The 22,191-nt window shown below is 74.0% G+C and carries 19 protein-coding genes; 9 read left to right on the top strand and 10 right to left on the bottom strand.

From position 1 onward, the window contains the following. Positions 1–32 precede the first annotated feature (32 nt). Together ACEZDE_RS16980 and ACEZDE_RS16975 are read right to left on the bottom strand one after the other, a co-directional pair. On the bottom strand, positions 33–845 hold the full coding sequence (locus tag ACEZDE_RS16980) for a sugar phosphate isomerase/epimerase family protein (protein ID WP_380537147.1): 813 nt from the start codon (positions 843–845) through the stop codon (positions 33–35). 732 nt (positions 846–1,577) lie between these two features. Then, the gene (locus ACEZDE_RS16975) at positions 1,578–2,513 is read right to left on the bottom strand and encodes a Ppx/GppA phosphatase family protein (RefSeq protein WP_380537107.1); all 936 of its coding nucleotides are present in this window, start codon (positions 2,511–2,513) and stop codon (positions 1,578–1,580) included. 110 nt (positions 2,514–2,623) lie between these two features. On the opposite strand from ACEZDE_RS16975, the gene ACEZDE_RS16970 reads away from it, so the two are divergent. Next, complete coding sequence (locus ACEZDE_RS16970) at positions 2,624–3,433, top strand: AIM24 family protein (RefSeq protein WP_380537106.1); 810 nt, start codon at positions 2,624–2,626, stop codon at positions 3,431–3,433. 82 nt (positions 3,434–3,515) lie between these two features. On the opposite strand, the gene ACEZDE_RS16965 is transcribed toward ACEZDE_RS16970, so the two are convergent. Genes ACEZDE_RS16965 through ACEZDE_RS16955 form a run of 3 tightly spaced genes read right to left on the bottom strand, consistent with a single transcriptional unit; the run spans position 3,516 to position 6,420 of the window. Then, complete coding sequence (locus ACEZDE_RS16965; RefSeq protein WP_380537105.1) at positions 3,516–4,337, bottom strand: heme ABC transporter ATP-binding protein; 822 nt, start codon at positions 4,335–4,337, stop codon at positions 3,516–3,518. Continuing rightward, the gene (locus ACEZDE_RS16960) at positions 4,337–5,365 is read right to left on the bottom strand and encodes a FecCD family ABC transporter permease (RefSeq protein ID WP_380537104.1); all 1,029 of its coding nucleotides are present in this window, start codon (positions 5,363–5,365) and stop codon (positions 4,337–4,339) included. The genes ACEZDE_RS16965 and ACEZDE_RS16960 overlap by 1 nt, the downstream gene beginning before the upstream one ends. Continuing rightward, entirely contained in the window at positions 5,362–6,420 is a 1,059-nt protein-coding gene (locus tag ACEZDE_RS16955; RefSeq protein WP_380537103.1) for a heme/hemin ABC transporter substrate-binding protein, read from the bottom strand. Before ACEZDE_RS16955 ends, ACEZDE_RS16960 begins: the two co-directional genes overlap by 4 nt. A gap of 180 nt (positions 6,421–6,600) precedes the next feature. Here ACEZDE_RS16955 and ACEZDE_RS16950 point away from each other — a divergent pair, with 180 nt between their 5' ends. Next, a complete protein-coding gene (locus ACEZDE_RS16950) occupies positions 6,601–7,470 on the top strand; it encodes an HtaA domain-containing protein (protein ID WP_380537146.1) in 870 nt (289 codons plus the stop codon). 111 nt (positions 7,471–7,581) lie between these two features. Here the strand turns inward: ACEZDE_RS16950 and ACEZDE_RS16945 are convergent, their stop codons facing one another. Beyond that, the gene (locus ACEZDE_RS16945) at positions 7,582–8,274 is read right to left on the bottom strand and encodes a biliverdin-producing heme oxygenase (protein WP_380537102.1); all 693 of its coding nucleotides are present in this window, start codon (positions 8,272–8,274) and stop codon (positions 7,582–7,584) included. 163 nt (positions 8,275–8,437) lie between these two features. On the opposite strand from ACEZDE_RS16945, the gene ACEZDE_RS16940 reads away from it, so the two are divergent. Then, on the top strand, positions 8,438–9,268 hold the full coding sequence (locus ACEZDE_RS16940; protein ID WP_380537145.1) for a hypothetical protein: 831 nt from the start codon (positions 8,438–8,440) through the stop codon (positions 9,266–9,268). A 42-nt stretch (positions 9,269–9,310) separates the two neighbouring features. Here the strand turns inward: ACEZDE_RS16940 and ACEZDE_RS16935 are convergent, their stop codons facing one another. After that, complete coding sequence (locus ACEZDE_RS16935; protein ID WP_380537101.1) at positions 9,311–11,026, bottom strand: BACON domain-containing protein; 1,716 nt, start codon at positions 11,024–11,026, stop codon at positions 9,311–9,313. Between the two features lie 119 nt (positions 11,027–11,145). Here ACEZDE_RS16935 and radA point away from each other — a divergent pair, with 119 nt between their 5' ends. Then, complete coding sequence (radA, locus tag ACEZDE_RS16930; protein ID WP_380537100.1) at positions 11,146–12,663, top strand: DNA repair protein RadA; 1,518 nt, start codon at positions 11,146–11,148, stop codon at positions 12,661–12,663. A 98-nt stretch (positions 12,664–12,761) separates the two neighbouring features. Beyond that, positions 12,762–13,868 carry a DNA integrity scanning diadenylate cyclase DisA gene (gene disA / locus ACEZDE_RS16925; protein ID WP_380537099.1) on the top strand — a complete coding sequence of 369 codons (1,107 nt, stop codon included), beginning with the start codon at positions 12,762–12,764 and terminating at the stop codon, positions 13,866–13,868. A gap of 25 nt (positions 13,869–13,893) precedes the next feature. Here the strand turns inward: disA and ACEZDE_RS16920 are convergent, their stop codons facing one another. Next, complete coding sequence (locus tag ACEZDE_RS16920; protein ID WP_380537098.1) at positions 13,894–14,775, bottom strand: hypothetical protein; 882 nt, start codon at positions 14,773–14,775, stop codon at positions 13,894–13,896. A gap of 159 nt (positions 14,776–14,934) precedes the next feature. On the opposite strand from ACEZDE_RS16920, the gene ACEZDE_RS16915 reads away from it, so the two are divergent. Next, positions 14,935–15,831: an A/G-specific adenine glycosylase gene (locus tag ACEZDE_RS16915; RefSeq protein ID WP_380537097.1), complete on the top strand. Its 897-nt coding sequence runs from the start codon at positions 14,935–14,937 to the stop codon at positions 15,829–15,831. 20 nt (positions 15,832–15,851) lie between these two features. Here the strand turns inward: ACEZDE_RS16915 and ACEZDE_RS16910 are convergent, their stop codons facing one another. Beyond that, positions 15,852–17,468 (bottom strand): MDR family MFS transporter, encoded by a 1,617-nt coding sequence (locus tag ACEZDE_RS16910; protein WP_380537096.1) that lies wholly within the window; start codon positions 17,466–17,468, stop codon positions 15,852–15,854. Positions 17,469–17,599: 131 nt separating this feature from the next. Between ACEZDE_RS16910 and ACEZDE_RS16905 the strand changes: the two genes are divergently transcribed. Then, the gene (locus ACEZDE_RS16905; RefSeq protein ID WP_380537095.1) at positions 17,600–18,208 is read left to right on the top strand and encodes a TetR/AcrR family transcriptional regulator; all 609 of its coding nucleotides are present in this window, start codon (positions 17,600–17,602) and stop codon (positions 18,206–18,208) included. A 27-nt stretch (positions 18,209–18,235) separates the two neighbouring features. Here the strand turns inward: ACEZDE_RS16905 and ACEZDE_RS16900 are convergent, their stop codons facing one another. After that, a complete protein-coding gene (locus ACEZDE_RS16900; protein ID WP_380537094.1) occupies positions 18,236–19,141 on the bottom strand; it encodes a M23 family metallopeptidase in 906 nt (301 codons plus the stop codon). A gap of 287 nt (positions 19,142–19,428) precedes the next feature. Here ACEZDE_RS16900 and ACEZDE_RS16895 point away from each other — a divergent pair, with 287 nt between their 5' ends. Both ACEZDE_RS16895 and ACEZDE_RS16890 read left to right on the top strand, forming a co-directional pair. Continuing rightward, positions 19,429–20,976, top strand: coding sequence for an aldehyde dehydrogenase family protein (locus tag ACEZDE_RS16895; protein WP_380537093.1), 1,548 nt, complete (start codon positions 19,429–19,431; stop codon positions 20,974–20,976). A 105-nt stretch (positions 20,977–21,081) separates the two neighbouring features. After that, the gene (locus ACEZDE_RS16890) at positions 21,082–22,188 is read left to right on the top strand and encodes a ferritin-like domain-containing protein (protein WP_380537092.1); all 1,107 of its coding nucleotides are present in this window, start codon (positions 21,082–21,084) and stop codon (positions 22,186–22,188) included. Positions 22,189–22,191 lie beyond the last annotated feature (3 nt).

Genomic DNA, 22,191 nt, shown 5'->3' with positions numbered 1-22,191 from the left:
CGTCAGTACCGTTCCCGATCCCTGCGGTCTGGTCAGCGTCGTTTCGACCCTAGCGGGGCGGCGGCCAGGTTGAGCCGGGTGAAGGCCAGCGCCTCGGCGAGGTCGGCCTCGCGTTCGACCGGTCCCGGCGAGCGCCGGGTGTTGACCTCCAGCACCACATGGCCGTCGAACCCGGTGCGGGCCAGGCGCTCCAGCAGCTCGGCGCAGGGCTGGTTGCCGCGGCCGGGGATCAGGTGCTCGTCCTTGGCCGAGCCGGAGCCGTCGGCGAGGTGGACGTGGGCGAGCCGGTCGCCCATCCGCTCGACCATCGCCAGGGCGTCGGCGCGGGAGGTGGAGACGTGGGAGAGGTCGACGGTGAAGTGCCGGTAGTCCTCGGTGGTCGGGTCCCAGTCCGGCGCGTACGCGGCGACCTCGCGGTCCCGGTAGCGCCAGGGGTACATGTTCTCGACCGCGAAGCGGACACCGGTCTCGTCGGCCATCCGCCAGATGCCCTGGACGAAGTCCCGCGCGTACTGGCGCTGCCAGCGGAACGGCGGGTGCACCACGACGGCCGACGCGCCCAGCTTCTCCGCGGCGGCGCGGGCCCGGACCAGCTTGGTCCACGGGTCGGTGCCCCACACCCGCTGGGTGATCAGCAGGCAGGGCGCGTGCACGGCGAGGATCGGCACCCCGTGGTAGTCGGAGAGCCGGCGCAGCGCGTCGATGTCCTGGCTGACCGGGTCGGTCCACACCATCACCTCGACCCCGTCGTACCCGAGCCGCCCGGCGATCTCGAACGCGGCGGCGGTGTTCTCGGGGTAGACCGAGGCCGTCGACAGCGCGACCTTGGCGTCCGGCACCAGCACACCCCCGCCTGCGGCGGGCCCGGATCCAACAGCGGCAGACCCACGGGCCCGCGCCAGCACCCGCGGGGTCGGCCCACCCGCCTGCTCCCCGGCAGAAGTCTGGGCAGGAGCCTTGGCAGTGCGCTCGGCGGAGGCCTTGGCACCAGCCTGTGCGGGGGCCTGGGCGGAGGTGTTGGCACCAGCGTCGGCGGAGGCCTGGGCACCGGGCTTGGACTTGGACGCGGGCTCACGCCTGGCCCTGCCCCTGGCTGCGGACTTGGGCTCGCCGCCAGGCCCGGCTTTGGGCTCGGCACCGGCCTTGGGTGCGGGCTCGGCGCGAGCCGAGGTTCCCGCCTTGGCGGCGGCCTCGCCCGCAGACTTGGGGCCCCCCGCGGCCCCGGCCACAGGCTTGCCACCCGCCCCGGCAACGGCCTCGGCGCGAGCCGAGGTTTCCGCCTTGGCGGTGGCTTTTCTCCCGGTGGCCGCGGCCTTCTTCCCTGCGGCGGCGGCCTGCTTCACCGCGCCGCCCGCCTTCGCCGCCCCGGCCCGCTGCTTCGACCCGGCGCGCTTCGCCGCACCGGGCACCGGCTTGGCCTCGCCGCTCGTCGGCGCCTGCCCCGGCTTCGGGTGTTCGTCCGTTGGATCCGCCACGATTGACAGGGTATGCGCGTCCGCCCGCCCGTGGGACGGACGGCACCACAACCCTCGGCCGGACCCGCGCCCGCAGGATCGCGGCCCGCGCCCCGCAGGACTTCAGTGTTCGCCGGGCATCTGGTCCAGCCGCCGCAGGATCAGCCCTTCGCGCAGCGCCCACGGGCAGATGTCCAGCGACTCCACCCCGAACAGATCCATCGCCCCGTCCGCGACCAGCGCCCCCGCCAGCAGCTGCCGGGCCCGCCCCGCGGAGACTCCGGGCAGCAGCGCCCGCTGCTCCGTGGTCATCGCCGCCAACCGCGGCATCCACGCCGCGAGCGCGCTGCGGGTCAGCGTCCGCGGCAGGTACGGGCCGTCGGCCTCCCTCGCGGCTCCGGTTATCCGGGCCAGCTGCTTGAAGGTCTTGGACGTCCCCACCACCCGGTCCGGCGCTCCCAGCCGGGACACCTCGGCGACGGTCCGGGCGATCTGCGCCCGCACGTGCCGCCGCAGCCGCCGCACGTCGTCCGGGTCCGGCGGGTCCCCCGGCAGCCACCCCGCGGTGAGCCGCCCGGCGCCCAGCGGCAGCGACACCGCGGAGTCGGGCTGCTCGTCCAGCCCGCAGGCGATCTCCAGCGAGCCGCCGCCGATGTCCAGCAGCAGCAGCCGCCCCGCCGACCAGCCGTACCAGCGGCGGGCCGCCAGGAAGGTCAGCCGGGCCTCGTCCCCGCCGGAGAGCACCCGCAGGTCGACCTCGGTCTCGCGCTGGACCCGCTTCAGCACCTCCTCGCCGTTGGCGGCCTCGCGCACGGCGGAGGTGGCGAACGGCAGGACCTCTTCCACGCCCTTGTCCTCGGCCACCCGCATCGAGGAGGCGACCATGTCGACCAGCTGCCGCACCCCGTCGTCGCTGATCGCGCCGTCCGCGTCCAGCAGTTCGGCCAGCCGCAGTTCGATCTTGTGCGAGTACGCGGGCACGGGAGCGGCACCGGGGTGCGCGTCCACCACCAGGAAGTGGACGGTGTTGGATCCCACGTCGAGTACTCCGAGTCGCATAAACGGTCACGGTACGCGACCGCGCCGCGCCGACCGGAACCGGCGGGGGCGTCCAGCGCGTTGGTGGATGCGTACCGCACCCGCCCCGTCCTTACGGAGGAGAAACCGCCGTGGCCCTGCAACTCCAGATCGTCGGCAACGCCATGCAGATGGCCGTGGTCCAACTCCAGCCGGGGCAGACCGTCTACTGCGAGGCGGGCAAGTTCCTCTTCAAGACCGCCAACGTCAGCATGGACACCCGGATATCCGGCCCCAACAACAACCAGCAGCAGCAGGGCGGGGGCGGCGGCGTGGGCGGGATGCTGCGCCAGGCGATGGGCACCGCGATGCAGGCCGGGCAGCGGATGCTGGCCGGTGAGAGCATCGCGTTCCAGTACTTCACCGCGCAGGGCGGCGAGGGCACGCTGGGCTTCGCCGGGACGCTGCCGGGCGAGATGCGGGCGCTGGAACTCACCCCGGGCCGGGCCTGGCTGGCCGAGAAGGACGCCTTCGTGGCCGCCGAGTCCGGCGTGAACTTCGGCATCGCCTTCTCCGGGCTGCGCACCGGGATGGCCGGCGGCGAGGGCTTCATCCTGGAGAAGTTCACCGGCCAGGGCACCGTGATCATCGCCGGTGCGGGCAACTTCATCGACCTCGACCTGGCCGAGTTCGGCGGCAAGCTGCAGGTGGACACCGGCTGCATCGTCGCCTTCGAGGAGGGCGTGCGGTACGGGGTGGAGCGGGTCGGCCGGATGAACCGTCAGGGCGTGATGAACGCGATGTTCGGCGGCGAGGGCCTGTCGCTGGCGACGCTGGAGGGGCAGGGGAAGGTCATCCTGCAGTCGATGACCCTGGAGGGCCTCGCCAACGCCCTGCGCAAGGCCCAGGGCGGCGACAAGGAAGGCCCGACCGGCGGCCTCTTCGGCACCAGGGTCCAGTAACCCAGCACTCCGCCGACCGACACCCGACCGCCCGCCCTTCGCCGACCCTCCGCCACCAACCGTCCGCCGCCGACCGCCGAGGTCACCGTACGGGCAGCACCAGCGGCCCCGCGCCCCCGCGCGGATGCGGCAGGACCTCCACCGGGCAGCCGTAGACCCGTCCCAGCAGTTCCCCGTCCAGCACCTCGGCCGCCGTCCCGTACGCCGCGGCCCGCCCGCGGTCCAGCAGGGCGAGCCGGTCGGCGTACGCCGCGGCCAGGCCGAGGTCGTGCAGCACGACCACCACCGCGTCGCCCGCGCGGGCCCGCGCCCGCGCGGTCCGCAGCACCAGCTCCTGGTGCCGCAGGTCGAGCGCCGCGGTCGGCTCGTCCAGCAGCAGCAGCGGCGCCTGCTGGGCCAGCACCCGGGCCAGCGCCACCCGGGCCCGCTCGCCGCCGGACAGCGCGGGGTACGGGCGGTCCGCGAACGCCGCGGCGTCCGCCTGGTCCAGGGCCTGGGCCACGGCCGCGTCGTCCTGCTCCGGGGTGGCCAGCCCGGCCCAGGGCGCGCGGCCCATCCGCACCACCTCGCCCGCCGGGAACGGGAACGACAGCGGCGAGGCCTGCGGCAGCAGCGCGCGGTGCAGCGCCAATTCACGCGGCCGGTAGCGGCCGACCGGGCGTCCGTGCAGCAGCACCTCGCCGGTGTCCGGCGCCAGGTCCCCGGCCAGCAGCGCCAGCAGGGTGGACTTGCCCGCGCCGTTGGGCCCGAGCAGGGCCAGCAGCTCCCCGGCCCGCACCGGCAGGTCGATCCGGTCCAGCACGGTGCGTCCGGCACGGGCCAGCGACACCGCCCCGGCCCCGGCCACCACCGCACCCGCCGCCTGCCGCTGCGGCACCGCCGCCTGACGCCGAGTCAGCCACATCAGGACCACCCTCCCTGCCGGGCCCGGGTGCGCCGCAGCAGCCAGAAGAAGAACGGGCTGCCCAGCAGCGCGGTGAGCACGCCGAGCGGAAGCTCGGCCGGCGCGGCGACGGTACGGGCCGCCAGGTCGGCGGCGACCAGGACCACCGCGCCACCGAGCGCGCTGCCGGGCAGCAGGAAGCGGTGGCCGGGACCGGCCGCCATCCGCAGCAGGTGCGGCACCACCAGGCCGACGAAGCCGATCACCCCGCTGACCGCGACCGCGGCGGCGGTGAGCAGGGCGACCACGGTGATCAGCACCAGCCGCAGCCGCTCCACGTCCACGCCCAGGTGCCGGGCCGGACCTTCGCCGAGCGCCAGCAGGTCGAGCCGGCCCGCGTAGCGGGGGGCGACCAGCAGCCCGAGAGCGGCGAACGGCAGCACCGCCAGCACCTGGCCCCAGCTCGCCGAGCCGAGCGAGCCGAGCTGCCAGAACGTCACCTGGTCGACCGCGGCCGGGTCGGCGGCGAACAGCAGCAGCCCGATCAGCGCGCCGCAGAGCGCGTTGACCGCGATGCCGGTGAGGACCAGCGTCACCACCTCGGTGCGACCGCCCGAACGGGAGAGGACGTAGACGGCGAGGACGGTGGCGAGGCCCCCGGCGAAGGCGGCGGCGGGCGCGGTCCACTGCCCGAGGGTGTGCACCCCGAGGACGATCACGGCGACGGCGCCGACCGCCCCGCCGGAGGAGACGCCGATGATGCCGGGGTCGGCCAGCGGGTTGCCGAACAGCCCCTGCATCAACGCACCGGCGCATCCCAGCGAGGCTCCGACCAGCGCGGCGAGCACGGTCCTGGGCAGCCGGACGTCCCACAGCACGGAGTCGGCGACCTGGTCCAGGGCGTGTCCGCCGAGGTGGGCCCGGTGCCGGAACGAGGCCAGCAGGTCGCCGACCGGAATCCGGTAGGCGCCGAGCCCGGCCGAGAGCAGCAGCAGCGCCAGCAGCGCGGCCAGCAGACCTGCCGTCAGCAGGACGGTCCTGCGGGTCACTTCGCCGCCGCCGCGCCGTAGAGCTGGTCCACGATCGAGCGCAGCACGGCCGGGGTGCGCGGGCCGTAGCTGAGCAGTTCGCCGTCCTCGACGCTGACCACCCGCCGGTCCCGCCCGGCCGGGGTCTGCGCGACGCCGGGCAGCTTCAGCAGGCCGTCCACCCCGCCGACCGAGGCGAGTCCCCTGGTCATCACCAGGATCGCGTCCGGCGCGGCCTGCGCCAGCGCCTCGCTGGTGATCGGGGTGAACGGGGCCTTGAGCCCGCCCGCCGTCCCGGCGTCCTCGCCGCCCGCCGCGGCGATCAGCGACTCCGCGCCGGAGCCCTGGCCGCCGATCAGGTAGACCGAGGCGCTGCCGCGAACGTAGAGGAAGGCGACCCGCGGCCTGCGGCCGTCCGCCGGGGGCTTGACCGCCGCCTGGACCGCGGCGAGTTGCCGGTCGGTGCGCTGCGCCAGCCGGGCCCCGGCCTCCAGGACGCCGAGGGCGGCGGCGACGGCCTCGATCCGCGGGTCGATGTCAGCCAGCCGTTGCGGGTCGGCGAAGGTCACCACCGGGACACCGGCCGCGCGGATCTTCGCCAGGGTGTCGGCGTTGGAGGTGCCGGTCGAGGAGTCGGAGAGGACCAGGTCGGGGTGCAGCGAGAGCACCCCCTCAGCCGGGATGGTGTGGTCGTGGCTGACCAGCGGCAGCTTCGCCGCCTGCGGAAAGGTGGTGGAGACGTCCCGGCCGACCACGTCCGCGCCGAGGCCGAGGCTGAACACCAGCTCGGCGAGGCTGCCGCTGAGCGGCACGATCCGCCGCACGGCGGTGACGGTGACCTGCCTCCCGTCCGCGGAACGAACGGTGACGGGCAGTCGGGGCGCGGCGGTGCCGGTGAGCGGCAGCACCGCGTCGGCGGGGGCGGCGGTGGCGCCCGCGGCGGCCGGGGCCGCGGTTCCGGCCACCCCCGGGCCCGCGGCGCCGCCGCAGGCGGTGAGGCCCAGCGCCAGCGGCAGGGCCAGGAGGACCGCGGCCCACCGGCCCCTGACCGTCTGCGGTACTCCGGCACGCTGCATCTGACGACCCCTCGTAGAACGACTGCGGCTCTGGTGAACCCCGCAAAACTTAGGATAGCCTTACCTAACTTTGCTGGGTCGTCCAGTCCCGTCCCAGTCGTCCAGTCCAGGAGTCAGCCATGCCCCGTCGTCCCCTCCGTGCCACCGCCGTCGCCGCAGCGGCCCTGAACCCTCGGCGCGATCCCGCTGCTGGCCGCGCAACCGGCCTCGGCGGCGAGCGTCCCGTTCAGCTCCGGCTCGCTGGACTGGGGGATCAAGGCGAGCTTCCGCGACTACCTGGCCAGCCCCGGCACCGGCGGTGCGATAGCCGTCACCGGCGGCGCGGCCAAGAACGCCGACGGAACCTTCGACTTCAAGCTGGCCAAGGCGAGTTACGACACCACGACGCACACGGTCACCTCCTCCTTCACCGGCGGGCTGCACATCACCGGCCACGGCGGCCTGCTCGACATCACCCTCGCCGACCTGCACGTCGACACCAGCGGCAGCACCGCGACGCTGACCGCCGACGTCTCGTCCAAGCAGATGTCCGGCGGCACCTTCAGCGGCGACGACGTCGCCCTGGTCACCTTCACCGCCGGGCAGGACACCTTCGATGGGGCCGCCACCGCGACCAAGCTGACGGCGGACGGGGAGAAGGCGTTCTCCGGCTTCTACACCGCGGGCACCGCGATGGACCCGGTCAAGGTGCTGCTGAAGACCGCCACCGCACCCACCGCCGCGCCCACCACGGCGAAGCCGAGCAGTGGGCCGACGGTGAAGCCCACGACCGGGGGCGGCAGCACCCCGAGCCGGTCGGCCGTGCCGACCAGCGCCCCGGCCACCACGTCCAGTTCCGCCCCGGTCACCGCGTCCGCGCCCGGCAGCGCCGACTCCTCCGCCCCGGCCGCCGTGGTTCCCGGCGGCACCGGCGGCAGTGCTCCCGCTCTGGCCACCACCGGCGCCGACGGCTCGACCCTGCCGCTGGCGCTGACCGGGACCGCCCTGGTGCTCGCGGGCGGGACCACCGCCGTGCTGCTGCGCCGCCGCCGCGCGGGCTCGCACAGCTGACGCCCGCACAGACCGCGTGGGCCCCGCCGTCGGCCGGCACCGACGGCGGGGCTCACGCATCTTCCGGGCAGCTGGCTGCCTCTCCGCTGTCAGAGACCGCCGGGGACCGGCTCAGGCGCTGAGCGGGTAGCGCCCGCCCAGGTCCCGGAACAGCGCGGTGTTCAGCCGGAACGCCAGTCGGCACTCCTCGGCCACCCGCCGCTGCTCCAGCGCGCCCAGCGCCTCCCCCGCCGCGTCGAGACCGGCCCGGTAGTCGCGCTTGAAGGCGGCGGGGTTGCCGATCTGCTCGAAGACGTAGAAGCGCACCCCGTCGCCCCGGCGCTCGAAGCCCCAGGTCTTCTCGGCGACGCCGCGGATGATCTGACCGCCCGACAGGTCGCCCAGGTAGCGGGTGTAGTGGTGGGCCAGGAAGCCGGCCGGCCACTGCGCCGCGACCTCGCGCAGCCGGGCCGCGTACGCCTCGGTCGCCGGGAGCGGGGACAGCGCCCGGCGCCAGTCCTGGCCGTGCAGGTGCCGCAGGTCGCGTTGCAGCGCGGCGGTGCGGAGCAGCGCCCGGTCGACGAACGGGCCGACCACCGGGTGGTCCGCCAGGGCGGCGCCCGCCGCCTCCAACTCCCGGTAGACGAACCACAGCTGCCCGGCCAGGTCGGCGTAGGCCTCGACGCCGAGCCGACCGCCGAGCAGGTCGGCCATGAAGGCCGACTGCTCGGCCTCCCGGTGCTCCTCCGCGCTGGCGGCGCGCAGCAGCGCGGCGAAGCCGGACGCCGGTCGGTCGCTCGGGGGGTGGGCCTGGTGGGGGGTCATGGGTCCTCCGTGACTGCCGGATCAGGGGAATGATGATCGCAATTATTTTGGTTAGCCTTACCTAAGTCAATAGGATGCCGACGGGCTGTCGGGAAACCCCGGCCGCCGCCTGCCGGGTCAGGTCCCGGCCAGGCCATAGGCTTGCCGGGTGCCAGCCGTAGATGTGAAGCTCACCGATCGCAAGGCAGTCGAGAAGGCTGCGAAGAAGGCCGCCGCGCTCGCCCGCAAGCGCGAGGTCCCGTTGGACTTCGCGCGGGCCTGGGTCGAGTTCGCCGACCCCGACGACGCCGAACAGGTCTTCCGCTGCGACCTGACCTGGCTCACCTCCCGCTGGACCTGCGTCTTCGGCCGCGGCTGCCACGGGATCCGGCCGGGGCGCGCCGCCGACGGCTGCTGCACCCTCGGCGCGCACTGGTCGGACGACGACGACCGGCAGCGGGTGCTCGGCCACACCGCCCGACTCACCCCGGAGACCTGGCAGTTCCACAAGCAGGGCACCGGCCCCAAGGGCATCAGCGAGCCCGACGAGGACGGCGATCTGCGCACCCGCCGGGTCGACGGCGCCTGCATCTTCCTCAACCGCCCCGGCTTCCCGGGCGGCGAGGGCTGCTCACTGCACACACTGGCGCTGGCCGAGGGCAAGGAGCCGCTGGAGACCAAGCCGGACGTCTGCTGGCAGCTCCCGGTGCGCCGCACCTACGACTGGATCGACCGGCCCGACGACACCCGCTACCTCCAGGTCACCATCGGCGAGTACGACCGCCGCGGGTGGGGCCCCGGCGGCCATGAACTGCAGTGGTGGTGCACCGGCAGCCCGGACGCGCATGTCGGCCCCGACCCGGTGTACCTCAGCTACCGCCCGGAACTGATCGAGCTGATGGGCACGGGCGGCTACGCGGAACTGGCCCGAATCTGCGAGCAGCGGCTGGCCGCGGGCACGGGCGACGGCACGGGCGTGGTGGCCCCGCACCCGGCCGACCCCGCCGACAGCTGACAACCGACCGACGGACGGCCGACGAAGGCTGCTGACGGCCCGTCAGCCCCCCGGGCTGCCCCGGTGCCTGCCGCTGCCGGAGGCGCCCGTGGTGACCGGCGCGGACGAACCGGACGGGTCGGTGCCCGGGCCGGTCGGCGAGGGGCTCGCGGAGGTCGGGGGCGCGGACGTCGGCGCCGTCGGGGTGCCGGTCGGGTCCTGGGTCGGGGGGCTGATCGGCGCCTGGGTCGGCCCGGAGCTGGGCGGTTGGGTCGGCGGCAGCGACGGCGGCGGCATGCCGCGCCGCCCGCCGCCGGTCCCGGGGCCGCGCAGGACCACGACCGAACCGGACGGCACCACGGCCACCTGCGCGGACCAGGCGTCCGCGGGGGCGCTCGCCGAGTCCACCGTCACCAGCAGGGTGATCCGCGCGCCGGGTTGCAGCGTCCCGGCGTCCCGGCTCAGCCGGAGCCAGCCCGCGGCCGTGGTCGCCTGCCAGCCCACGGCGGTGCCACCGGAGTTGACCAGGGTGATCACGGTGCGCCCGGCCACCTCGGCGGCGCTGACGGTCAGTGCGGCCGGGGCCGCGACGCCGAGCGGGGCCCCGGTCACCGCCCCGGTCACCGCGGCGCCGAGCCCGGCGCCGGCCAGGCCCCCGGCGGCGGCGGTGGACGGCGGCAGCGCCGCGCCCGGCGTGGTCGGGGCGCCCGGCCGGGACGCCGCCGACGGCCCGGACGGCGCGACCATCGGGGTGGCCGCGTCCACCTGGACCGAGGACACCTGGTCATGCACCGGGGCGGACCGGGTGGTCCACAGCGCCACCACCGGCGCGGCCACCACCAGGGCGATCACCGAACTGGCCACCGCCCGCTGGCGCAGCATGGTCGCCCGCTCGGCCTTGGCGGTGCGGTGCACCGGGAAGCCGTGCCGGTCGAACCTCGGCTCCCTGGCCCCCTCGGCCCGGCCCGCGCCCAGCCCGGCGAAGAAGCCCTCACCCCCGGCCGCCCGCCAGGACCCGGGCGGCGCGGTCACCAGCGCGGGCGATCCGGGCGCGCGCAGCGTCCCCGGCCAGGGGCCGACCGCGGCGGCGCGCTCGGCCGTGCCGCGGCAGGTCGGGCAGGCGTCGACGTGCCGGACCAGCTCGCCGCGCAGCGCGGTGCCGAGCACCGGGCCGCGGCCCCGGCCGAGCCGGCCCAGCTCCGGGCAGGCCTCGGCGGCCAGCACCGCGAGCACTGCCGCCGTCCGCTCCAACTCGCAGACCGCCTGGGCCAGCAGCGCCCCGGCCTGCTCGTCCCGGAGGTCCAGCACCGCGCCCAGCTCGGCCGGGCGCAGGCCGTGCCGCCCGGCCAGCTCCAGCGCCTCGCGCTGGGCCGGGGTCACCCCGGCGGCCTCCGGCCAGCCCAGCACGGCCAGCCGGGTGTGTTCGGCGCTGTGCCGCCCGGCCTGCCGCGGCGGCGTCCGGACCGGGTCGGCCTCCATCCGGACCAGGCAGACGTGCCGGGCCAGCGCGTACAGCCAGGCGCGCAGCAACTCGGGGCGGCGCAGCCGACGCCGGTGCCGGACCGAGAGCTGCCGGACCTCGCGGACCGCCGCGACCGCCTCCTCCTGGTCGCAGAGCACCGACAGGCAGTAGCTGAACAGGCCGTCACCGAGCCGTTCCCAGGCGTCGTCCAGGGTCCGCGCGCCGGTCGCCCGCCCGGCGCCGACCCGCGGCTCGCCCGGCCGCACCGGCGGCCCGGCCGACGGTGCGGAAGCTGTGGCCTGCACGTCTGTGGTCACCCCACCGACGTTAGGGCCGGGACGCCGTTCGTAGGGGAAGTTGCCTCCCGGATACCCCTAACGGGTGACCCGGACCGGCGGGTCGGGGCGTGTCAGTGGGCGGCTGTAGCGTTCACGGCATGGCAGCCCGAACCACCACCAAGCCCGCCCGCGCCTCGTACCGCTGCACCGAGTGCGGCTACACCCCGCCCAAGTGGACCGGGCGCTGCACCGAGTGCAACGCCTGGGGCACCATCGAGGAGGTCGGCGCGGTCCCGGTGCGGACCACCGCGGCCGGCCCGGTGACCAGCGCGGCGATCCCGATCGGCCAGGTCGACGCGCGGGTCGCCGCATCCCGGCCGACCAACATCGGCGAGCTGGACCGGGTGCTCGGCGGCGGCCTGGTCCCGGGCGCGGTCGCGCTGCTGGCCGGGGAGCCGGGCGTGGGCAAGTCGACGCTGCTGCTGGACGTCGCCGCCAAGGCCGCAAGCGAGCAGCACCGCACCCTCTACATCACCGGTGAGGAGTCGGCCAGCCAGGTCCGGCTGCGCGCGGACCGGATCGGCGCGCTCTCGCCGCACCTCTACCTGGCCGCGGAGACCGACCTCGGCGCGGTGCTCGGCCACATCGAGCAGGTGCAGCCGTCGCTGCTGATCCTGGACTCGGTGCAGACCATCGCCTCGGCCCAGCTGGAGAGCGCCCCGGGCGGCCCGGCGCAGATCCGCGAGGTGACCGCGGCGCTGATCCGGGTGTCCAAGGCGCGGGCGATGTCCACGCTGCTGGTCGGCCATGTCACCAAGGACGGCTCGATCGCCGGACCCCGGCTGCTGGAGCACCTGGTGGACGTGGTGCTGCACTTCGAGGGCGACCGGCACGCCCGGCTGCGGATCATCCGCGGCGTCAAGAACCGCTACGGCGCGACCGACGAGGTCGGCTGCTTCGAGCTGCACGACTCCGGGATCAGCGGGGTGGCCGACCCGTCCGGGCTGTTCCTGACGAAGCGTGACAAACCGGTCCCGGGGACCTGTCTGACCGTCACTCTGGAGGGCCGCCGCCCGCTGGTCGCCGAGGTGCAGGCGCTGATGGTGGACTCGCAGATCCCCTCGCCCCGGCGGACCACCTCCGGCCTGGAGTCGCCGCGGATCGCGATGGTGCTGGCCGTGGTCGAGCGGCACGGCGGGGTGCGGCTCGGCAAGCTCGACATCTACACCGCCACGGTCGGCGGGGTGAAGCTCACCGAACCGGCCGCGGACCTGGCGATCGCGCTGTCGGTGGCCAGTTCCGCCGCCGACACGCCGCTGCCGCCGAACATGGTGGCGATCGGCGAGGTCGGCCTGGCCGGGGAGGTGCGCCGGGTGACCGGCGTGGAGCGGCGGTTGGCCGAGGTGGCCCGGCTCGGCTTCACCCACGCCCTGGTCCCGCCGGATCCGGGGAAGGTCCCGCGCGGGATGCGGGTGACCGAGGTGGCCAGTATCGGCGAGGCGCTGGCCGCGATCCCGGGCCGCGGCGGGCGGCCCCGCAGCCGTCCCAAGGCCGACTCGGACGGGGGCGAGCGCGCCGGTCGGGGCCGGTCCGGCGGCGGCGGATCGCCGCTCTCCAGCGTCCCCGAGGACGCCATGGCGCTGCTGGACGGGTGGGATCCGGTCGACCCGGACTAGCGCCCCGGCGCGCTCCGCGTCAATAACCAGACACGCCCGGCCGCGCCCGACGGTAAACTCATGGCGGTATACCGCACCCCACCGGAGGAGTCGTTCCCGTGGCAGCCAACGACCGGGCGGATCGCTCCTCCCGCGAGGAGGCCCTTCTGCGGGCCTCGCTCAGCGCCGTAGCCCCCGGCACCCCCCTGCGCGACGGCCTGGAACGCGTGCTGCGCGGCCGGACCGGCGGGCTGATCGTCGTCGGGTTCGACAAGACCGTGGAGTCGCTCAGCACCGGCGGTTTCGTGCTCGACGTCGAGTTCTCGGCCACCCGTCTGCGCGAGCTGTGCAAGCTCGACGGGGCCGTCGTCATCGACAAGGACATCAGCCGGATCGTCCGGGCAGGCGTGCAGCTGGTGCCGGACGCCTCGATCCCCACCGAGGAGACCGGCACCCGGCACCGCACCGCGGAGCGGGTGAACAAGCAGACCGGCTTCCCGGTGGTCTCGGTGAGCCAGTCGATGCGGCTGATCGCCCTGTACGTCAACGGCGTGCGCCGGGTGATCGAGGACTCCGCCGCGATCCTCTCCCGGGCCAACCAGGCGCTGGCCACCCTGGAGCGCTACAAGCTCCGGCTGGACGAGGTGGCGGGCACCCTCTCCGCGCTGGAGATCGAGGACCTGGTGACGGTCCGTGACGTCACCGCGGTGGCGCAGCGGCTGGAGATGGTACGGCTGATCAACCGTGAGATCGCGGGCTACGTGGTCGAGCTGGGCACCGACGGCCGGCTGCTGTCGCTCCAGCTGGACGAGCTGATCGCCGGGGTCGAGCCGGAGCGCGAGCTGGTCGCCAGGGACTACTTCCCCGAGCGCGCGGCCAAGCGCGGGCGGACGGTCCAGGACGTGCTGGGCGATCTGGAGGGGCTGACCCACAGCGACCTGCTGGACCTGCAGACGGTGGCCAAGGCGCTGGGCTTCCCCGGCTCGCCGGAGGCGCTGGACTCGGCCGTCAGCCCGCACGGCTACCGGCTGCTGGCGAAGATCCCGCGGCTGCCCAACACCGTGATCGAGCGGCTGGTCGAGCACTTCGGCAGCCTGCAGAAGCTGCTGTCCGCCAGCATCGACGAGTTGCAGGCGGTCGAGGGCGTCGGCGAGTCGCGGGCCCGCTCGGTCCGCGAGGGGCTGTCCCGGCTCGCCGAGTCGTCCATCCTGGAGCGCTACGTCTGACCGTCCGGCCTGCTGAGCGGCCCGCTCAGCTGCCGATCGGGGCCAGTTTGAACTGGGTCAGCGGCTTGATCGGCACACCGCTCACGGTGATCGTGGCGACGTAGGTGCCCGCGCCGACCGCGCCGCCGCCCCCGCCGGGGGTGCAGCCCGGCGCGGAGGTGGTGCGGTTCCAGACGAAGGCGACGTCGGACAGGGTGCCCGCGGCCGGAACGGCGTACCACTGCGCGGCGGTGACCCTGGGGCAGTCACCGGAGGACCAGACCCGGCTGTTCCCGCTGCCGGTGACGGTCAGCACCGCGGACTCGGCGCCCAGGTCGACCCGGCAGGCCGCCTCCGTGTTGTTGCTGATGGCCAGTCGGAAGGTGGGCCACTGGCTGGAGGCGTAGGTGTGGTCGTCGCTGGTCAGCGCGAGTTCGACGTCGGCCGCGGCGCAGGCGGGCAGATGCATGGTGCCGGTGGCGTTGGGCGGCAGGGCGCCGTCGCCGGAGCCGCCGGACGCGCTGCCGCCGGAGCCGGAGCCACCGCCGGAGCCGCCGCCCGAACCGCCGGTCCCGGCCGTGCCGCCGGAACCGCCGTCGCTGCTCCCGCCGCTGCCGCCGACCACGATGCCGCCGTTGGTCCCCGCGGGGGTGCTCGCCGTGCCGCTGCCGGACGGCGCGGGGGCGCTGCCGGTGCCGGTCCCGCCGGACTTGGCCCCTGATCCGTCGCTCGACCCGCCCGGAGTGATCGAGGCGGCCGGGGTCGAGCTGGTCGGACCGCCCGCCGTGTGGTTCCCGCCGCCGTTGCCGGACAGCAGCAGCCAGAGGATGAGCACGAGCACCGCGAGCAGGACCACGAGCACGACGAGGCGGCGCCGCCAGTAGATGGACGAAGGCAGCGGCCCGACGGGATTGCGCAGAGAAGGCACGAGCAAACCTTACGAGAGATCAACCCCCGCTCTGCACAACACCGCCGTACCGGGGGCCCCTTCTTTCACATCATCGGCCTGATGGTCCGTCCGGATGGTTTTCCGCGACCGTTCCGGTGACCTGCCGGTGACCCGGCGTGTGCGAGGATCGACACCGCCATGACTGACACCGCAGCCCCCGCCGACAGCCTCCACCGCACCGTCCTCGCCTGGTACGCCGCGCACGCGCGCGAGCTGCCGTGGCGCGAGCCGTCCGCAGGCCCCTGGGCGGTGATGGTGAGTGAGTTCATGCTGCAGCAGACCCCGGTGAAGCGGGTGCTGCCGGTGTACCAGGAGTGGATGGAGCGCTGGCCCGCCCCGGCCGACCTGGCCGCCGCGCCGTCCGGCGAGGCGGTGCGGGCCTGGGGGCGGCTCGGCTACCCGCGCCGGGCGCTGCGGCTGCACGCAGCCGCGACCGCGATCACCGAGCGGCACGGCGGCGAGGTGCCCACCGACCACGCGGAGCTGCTGGCGCTGCCCGGCGTCGGCGAGTACACCGCGGCGGCGGTGGCCTCGTTCGCGCACCGGCAGCGGCACGCGGTGCTGGACACCAACGTCCGCCGGGTGTTCGCCCGTCTGGTCGACGGTAGTGAGTATCCACCCACCGCCACCACGGCGGCCGAGCGGCGCACCGCGAACGCGCTGCTGCCGGAGCGGCCGGAGACCGCGGCCACCTGGGCGGTCGCGGTGATGGAGCTGGGCGCGCTGGTCTGCACCGCGCGCAGCCCGGAGTGCGGGCGCTGCCCGGTGGCCGACCGCTGCGCCTGGCGGCTGGCCGGCAGCCCGCCGTACCAGGGGCCGCCGCGCAAGGGGCAGACCTACGCGGGGACGGACCGTCAGGTGCGCGGGAAGCTGCTGGCGGTGCTGCGCGCCGCCGAGCAGCACCAGCTGGTCCCGCAGCGGACGCTGGACGCGGTCTGGCCCGACCCGGTCCAGCGCGCCCGCGCCCTGGACGGACTGGTCGCGGACGGGCTGGTGGAACCGGTCGGCCCCGGCGTCTACCGGCTGCCGGGCTGACCCCGGCGGGTGACGGTAGGTCAGACCTCGGCGAGGGCCGGGGCCGCGTCCCCCGCGCCGCTCGGCTTGGGGGTGGCCCGCAGCGGGACCTCCTGCAGGAAGAACGACACCGCGATCCCGGCCACGCTGATCAGCGCGCCCCACAGGAAGATGCTGTGCACCCCGTCGGTCACCGCGTGGTCGTAGGCGTCCCTGACCGGCGCGGGCAGCTGCCCCAGCATCGCCGGGGACAGCTGGGCGTGCCCGTCCACCGCCTTGGTGCCGCCCGCGCCGAGCCGCTGCGCCATGGTGTGGGTCACCCGGGAGCTGAACAGCGCGCCGAACAGCGAGACCCCGAACGAGCCGCCGATGCTGCGGAAGAAGGTGGAGCTGCTGGAGGCGACGCCGATGTCCTTCAGCGGGACGCTGTTCTGCGCCACCAGCATGGTGATCTGCATCAGGAAGCCCATCCCGGCGCCGAGCACCACCATGAACAGGGCCGAGGTGGTCTTGTCGGTGTGCACGTCCAGCCGGGACAGCAGCAGCATCCCCGCGGTCATCACCAGGGTGCCGATCACCGGGTAGATCTTGTAGCGGCCGGTCCTGGTGACGGCCTGGCCGACGATCAGCGAGACCACCAGCATGCCCAGCATCATCGGCATCAGCAGCAGCCCGGAGTTGGTCGCGGACGCGCCCTGGACGCTCTGCTGGTACAGCGGCAGGAAGGTGATCGCGCCGAACATCACAAAGCCGACCACGAAGCCGAGCGCGCAGATCAGGCTGAAGTTGCGGCTGCGGAAGACGTGCAGCGGCAGCACCGGCTCCTGCCCGCGCTGGGCCACCTGCTGCTCGACCCGGAGGAACCAGGCCAGCGCGACCGCGGCGAGCACCAGCGTCCCGGCGATCTGCCAGGAGCCCCAGGAGTAGGTCTGGCCGCCCCAGGTGGTGACCAGCACCAGGGCGACGATGCCGACGGTGAGCAGCCCCGCGCCCAGGCTGTCAATTTTCTTTTTGGCGATGCGGGCCTCGGAGCGCTGCTTGGGCAGGTGCAGCGTGAGCGCGACGACGACCAGCGCGACCGCGCCCAGCGGCAGGTTGATGAAGAAGATCCAGTGCCAGTTGAGGTGGTCGGTGATGGTGCCGCCGACCAGCGGGCCGCCGATCATGGCGACCGCCATCACCGCGGCGAACATGCCCTGGTACTTGCCGCGCTCGCGCGGCGGCACCATCGCGCCCATGATCGACATCACGCCGACGATCAGCCCGCCCGCGCCCAGGCCCTGGACCGCGCGCGAGCCGATCAGCTCGTTCATGTTCTGGGAGACCCCGGACATCGCCGAGCCGGCCAGGAAGATCACGATCGAGGCCATGAAGATGCCCTTGCGGCCGTAGAGGTCGCCGAGCTTGCCCCAGATCGGAGTGGAGGCGGTAGTCGCCAGGATGTAGGAGGTGACCACCCAGGAGAGGTGGTTGACCCCGCCCAGGTCGCCGACGATGGTCGGCATCGCGGTGCCGACGATCATGTTGTCCAGCATCGCCAGCAGCATCGCGATCAGCAGGCCGCTGAGCACGATCCGGATCTCCCGGGGGGTGCGGTACACCTGTGCGTCGGGGTCGTCCGCCGCTCTCTCCTGCTGCGGAATCTGGTCCTGGGCCATTCGAGCTCTCCCCTGCACGCGGCTTACCTGCCGACCGGCTAGTACCCTTGTCTGCCGCACGGTAAGCTCAGTGACCAGGAGACGTCAACCGGTTTCCGGACAACGCAGCGGACAGGTACTCAGGCGGAGCGATGACCACCCAGACACCTCGCGGGGACACCCGGGCGCGCATCCTCGACGTCGCCATGGAACTGTTCGCCGAACACGGGTACGAGAAGACCTCGCTGCGCGAGATCGCCGACCGCCTCGGCGTCACCAAGGCAGCCCTGTACTACCACTTCCGGACCAAGGAGGACATCCTCGCCGGGATCGTGGACAGCATGTCCGCGCCGATCGAGGACGCCATCGCCTGGGGCGAGCAGCAGGAGTACAGCCCCGGGCTGCGGGACGAGATCATCCGCCGCTTCGCCGAGGGCATGGCCGGGCGGCAGCCGCTGCTGCGGTTCTTCCACGAGAACCAGCCGACCATCCGCGAGCTCGCGGTCGGCAGCCGCTTCAAGGAGCGGATGATGGCGCTCACCCGGCTGATGCAGGGCCCGGAGCCGACCTTCGAGGACCGGGTCCGGGCGGCGATCTCGCTGATGGCGATCAACGTCACCCAGTTCATCGCCGAGGCCTGCGCCGACGACCCGGCGTCCGCCGCCCAGCTGCCGGACGAGTCCGAGCGCCGGGACGTCGCGCTGCGGGTCTCCCTGGACATCGCCGACCGGATCGGCAAGCCCGCGGACGGCGCCCAGTAGGCCACGGCCTCCAGTACGTCGCGACCTCTAGTACTTGGTGACCTGGTGCGAGCGCAGGTACGCCAGCGGGTCGACGTCCGCGCCGTAGACGTTGCTGCTGCGGACCTCGAAGTGCAGGTGCGGACCGGTGGAGTTGCCGGTGTCGCCGGACAGCGCGACCCGCTGGCCGCCGGTGACGTGCTGGCCCGGGTACACCTTGAACGCGGAGAGGTGCCCGTAGAGCACGTATCGGCCGTCGGACAGCTTGACCACCACGGTGTTGCCGTAGCCGCTCTGCCAGCCCGCGGAGACCACGGTGCCGGGGCCGATCGCGACGACCGGGGTGCCGATGTTCACCGCGAAGTCGGTACCGGTGTGGTAGCCGGCCGCGTACTCGCTGTTGGGCAGCCGGTAGCGCTCGCTGATCGAGGCGTCGCCGACCGGGGCGTCCCAGCCGTTGGGCTTGGCCGCCGGCTGGACCGCGGCGGCGGGCTTGGCGGCCGGGGCCGGGGCGGCGGGCTTCGCGGGCGCGGCCGGAGCCGGGTGCGCGGCGGGCGCCGGGTGCGCGGCGGGCGCCGGGTGCGCGGCGTCGGCGGAGGGGGAACCGGTCAGCAGCGCGGCCAGCGCCGCGCCCTGGGCCGCCTCGGCGGCGGTGGGGGCCGCGACCGGGGCCGGGTCCAGCACGGGCTGGGCCGCAGCGGCGGCCGGGGCAGCGACCGCGCCGAGCACCAGCAGGCCGGTGACCGCGGCGGCGACCAGGTTGGCGCGACCGCCGGGGGAACGGGTGGCGGCGGACAGGACAGCGTTCGTGCGGGCATGCCGAGTCGTGGCGGCGTGCCTAACATGGGCGCGTTGCATCAGCGGTTCGACCTCGTCCTCGTACTCAGGGATGATCCTGGCCAGCCGGTCGGCCGGACTCCATCGGTTGTAACGAATCCGGGCATCCGACCCCAAACCACCACAAAGATTTGCACGACGATCGGGCATAGTTGCCGAATTCAGGCCTTTGGTCCCTCGCGTCGCCGCACACCCCGCGCCTGACGCCCCCGGGGCCGCGACTAGTGCACCCGTCAACTACTACGGCGGCTAGGAGAGGCCCCGACCGCCGTGAGAAGCGACACAGACCAGCGGCGCTCCGTACCGCCCACAAGCGGCCCGTGCCACCCTGAACGCTCTGCTCCGCCCCGCTTCCCCTTGTGAACCAGGTACGTGCACCTCCTCCCCCCGACAGGAGCGCCACCGTGACCCTGCAGCTGAAGCCCGGCACATCCTGGGACGACACCTATGCCCGCTGCCTCGCAGCGGCGCCCGAGGCGTTCGCCCCCGACCGACTGCTCAACCTGGTCCGCGGCGGCTGGCACGCCGTCGGCACCCCCGGCGAGCACACCACCCCGCTGGACGGCACCCCGATCCCGGGGCCGCCCCGGATCGACATCGCCGAGGCGGCGTCCGCCGTCGACTTCGCCGTCGACCAGCACGGCGCCTGGTCCCGCACCCCGTTGGAGCAGCGGAAGGCCCGGGTCTCCGCCGCCGTCGACGCCCTGGCCGAGCACCGCGACCTGCTGGCGATGCTGCTGGTCTGGGAGATCGGCAAGCCCTGGCGGCTGGCCTGCGCCGACGTGGACCGCGCGCTGGACGGGGTGCGCTGGTACCTCGACAACATCGACCGCCAGCTCGCCGGACGGGTGCCGCTGCCCGGCCCGGTGTCCAACATCGCCAGCTGGAACTACCCGATGAGCGTCCAGGTGCACGCCGAGCTGGTGCAGCTGCTGGCCGGAAACGCGGTGATCGCCAAGACCCCGTCCCAGGGCGGCTTCCACTGCCTCACCCTGGCCCACGCGCTGATGCTGCGGGCCGGGCTCCCGGTCACCCTCCTCTCCGGGATGGGCTCGCAGATCGCCGACGCCCTGATCCGCTCCCCCGGCCTGGGCGCGCTGGCCTTCGTCGGCGGACGCGCCAACGGCCGCCGGGCCGCGACCTCGCTGGCCGACCTGGGCCGCCGCCACTTCCTGGAGCAGGAGGGGCTGAACACCTGGGGCGTCTGGGACTTCAGCGACTGGCCGACGCTGGCCGCGCACCTGCGCAAGGGCTTCGAGTACGCCAAGCAGCGCTGCACCGCCTACCCGCGCTACGTGGTGCAGCGCCGGCTGTTCCCCGCCTTCCTGGAGACCTACCTCGCGGTCATCGGCGACCTGCGGTTCGGCCACCCGCTGGCCGTCGCCGACCCGGACGCGCCACTGCCCGAGCTGGACTTCGGCCCGGTCATCCACGCCGCCAAGGCCGCCGAGCTGGCCCGGCACTTCGACGACGCCGTGGTCTCCCGCGCGGTCCCGCTGCACCGGGGCTCGCTGGACGACGGCGGCTTCCTGCCCGGCCAGGACCTGGGCGCGTACATCGCCCCGGCCGCGGTGCTCAGCCCCCCGCCCAACTGGGCGCTGCACCACGCCGAGCCGTTCGGCCCGCTGGACTCGGTCATCCTGGTGGACACCGAGTCGGAGCTGCTGGCCGCGATGAACGCGGGCAACGGCTCGCTGGTCGCCAGCATCGCCACCGACGACCAGGGCTTCGCGGCCAGGATCGCGCCCGACCTGATGGCCTTCAAGGTCGGCGTCAACGCCCCCCGCTCGCGCGGCGACCGCGAGGAGGTCTTCGGCGGTCTGGGCGCGTCCTGGAAGGGCGCGTTCGTCGGCGGCGACCTGCTGGTCCAGGCGGTCAGCCACGGCCCCGAGGGCGCGGACGAGAAGCTGTACGGCAACTTCCCCGACTACTCCCTCTACCCCTCACGCTGACGGTCGGCGGCCTTCCGAGGACCTGTTGACCCGTCAGTAACTTCGTGTGACGCTCCTCTCGTGGCCGCACCACCCGGCACCGCACCCACGACGAGGAGCGTCTCCATGTCGACTCACGACCGCTACACCACGCCCGTCGCGGAGGGGGTCTGGACCGTCCCCGCGTCCGGGTCCGCCCGCTTCACCTGGGAGTACGACGACGGGCGGGACCGCCTGCTGGCGCTCTACCAGAAGGGCAAGGACAAGCAGTGGGACGCGGCCAAGCGGATCGACTGGTCGCTGGAGGTGGACCCGTACGACCCGTTGGGGCTGCCGGACGAGGCACTGGCGATCCACGGCACGCCCTACTGGGCCAAGTTCAGCCCGGAGAACCGCGCCGACCTGCGCCGGCACTACGCCTCCTGGCAGTTCAGCCAGTTCCTGCACGGCGAGCAGGGCGCCATGGTCTGCGCCGCCCGGATCGTGGAGTCCGTCCCCGACCTGGACGCCAAGTTCTACTCCGCGACGCAGACCATGGACGAGGCCCGGCACGCCGAGCTGTACTCGCGCTTCCTGCACGAGAAGATCGGGATGCTCTACCCGATCAACGACAACCTGCAGTCGCTGCTCGGCGACACCCTGCGGGACGCCCGCTGGGACATGCCCTACCTCGGCATGCAGGTGCTGATCGAGGGCCTGGCGCTGGCCGCGTTCGGGATGCTCCGCGACACCACCAGCAAGCCGCTGCCCAAGCAGCTGCTCGCCTATGTGATGCAGGACGAGGCCCGGCACGTCGCCTTCGGGCGGATGGCGCTGCGCGACTACTACGCCCAGCTCTCCTCGGCCGAACTGGCCGAGCGGGAGGAGTTCGTGATCGAGGGCTGCTACCTGATGCGGGACCGGCTGCGCGGGGTGGAGGTGCTGACCAACTTCGGCATCCCGCTGGCCGAGGCCGAGGAGATCAGCGAGCAGAGCGAGTACCTGCGGTTCTTCCGCCAGCTGCTGTTCTCCCGGATCGTCCCCTGCGTCAAGGACATCGGCCTCTGGGGGCCGCGGCTGCAGCAGGCGTACGTCGACATGGGGGTGTTCGAACTGGGCGACTCCAACCTCGACCTGCTGATGCGCCAGGACGAGGAGATCGCCGAACGGCTGGACGCGGAGCGGTTCGCCGCGGAGGAGGCGGCCCGGGTCGAGGAGGTCCGGCAGGCGATCGAGGAGGGCGCGGCGAACTAGGCA

The organism is Streptacidiphilus cavernicola (assembly GCF_042510955.1).
GTDB classification, from domain to species: Bacteria; Actinomycetota; Actinomycetes; order Streptomycetales; family Streptomycetaceae; genus Streptacidiphilus; species Streptacidiphilus cavernicola.
Note: the sequence above shows the minus strand (reverse complement) of the source record. Positions and strands in the feature narration are given on the sequence as shown.

Bases quoted from the DNA above. Each gene is read 5' to 3' on its own strand.
- ACEZDE_RS16975 (WP_380537107.1), bottom strand. From the start codon at position 2,513: ATGCGACTCGGAGTACTCGACGTGGGATCCAACACCGTCCACTTCCTG.
- ACEZDE_RS16965 (WP_380537105.1), bottom strand. From the start codon at position 4,337: ATGTGGCTGACTCGGCGTCAGGCGGCGGTGCCGCAGCGGCAGGCGGCG.
- ACEZDE_RS16955 (WP_380537103.1), bottom strand. From the start codon at position 6,420: ATGCAGCGTGCCGGAGTACCGCAGACGGTCAGGGGCCGGTGGGCCGCG.
- ACEZDE_RS16945 (WP_380537102.1), bottom strand. From the start codon at position 8,274: ATGACCCCCCACCAGGCCCACCCCCCGAGCGACCGACCGGCGTCCGGC.
- radA (WP_380537100.1), top strand. From the start codon at position 11,146: ATGGCAGCCCGAACCACCACCAAGCCCGCCCGCGCCTCGTACCGCTGC.
- ACEZDE_RS16915 (WP_380537097.1), top strand. From the start codon at position 14,935: ATGACTGACACCGCAGCCCCCGCCGACAGCCTCCACCGCACCGTCCTC.
- ACEZDE_RS16910 (WP_380537096.1), bottom strand. From the start codon at position 17,468: ATGGCCCAGGACCAGATTCCGCAGCAGGAGAGAGCGGCGGACGACCCC.
- ACEZDE_RS16905 (WP_380537095.1), top strand. From the start codon at position 17,600: ATGACCACCCAGACACCTCGCGGGGACACCCGGGCGCGCATCCTCGAC.
- ACEZDE_RS16890 (WP_380537092.1), top strand. From the start codon at position 21,082: ATGTCGACTCACGACCGCTACACCACGCCCGTCGCGGAGGGGGTCTGG.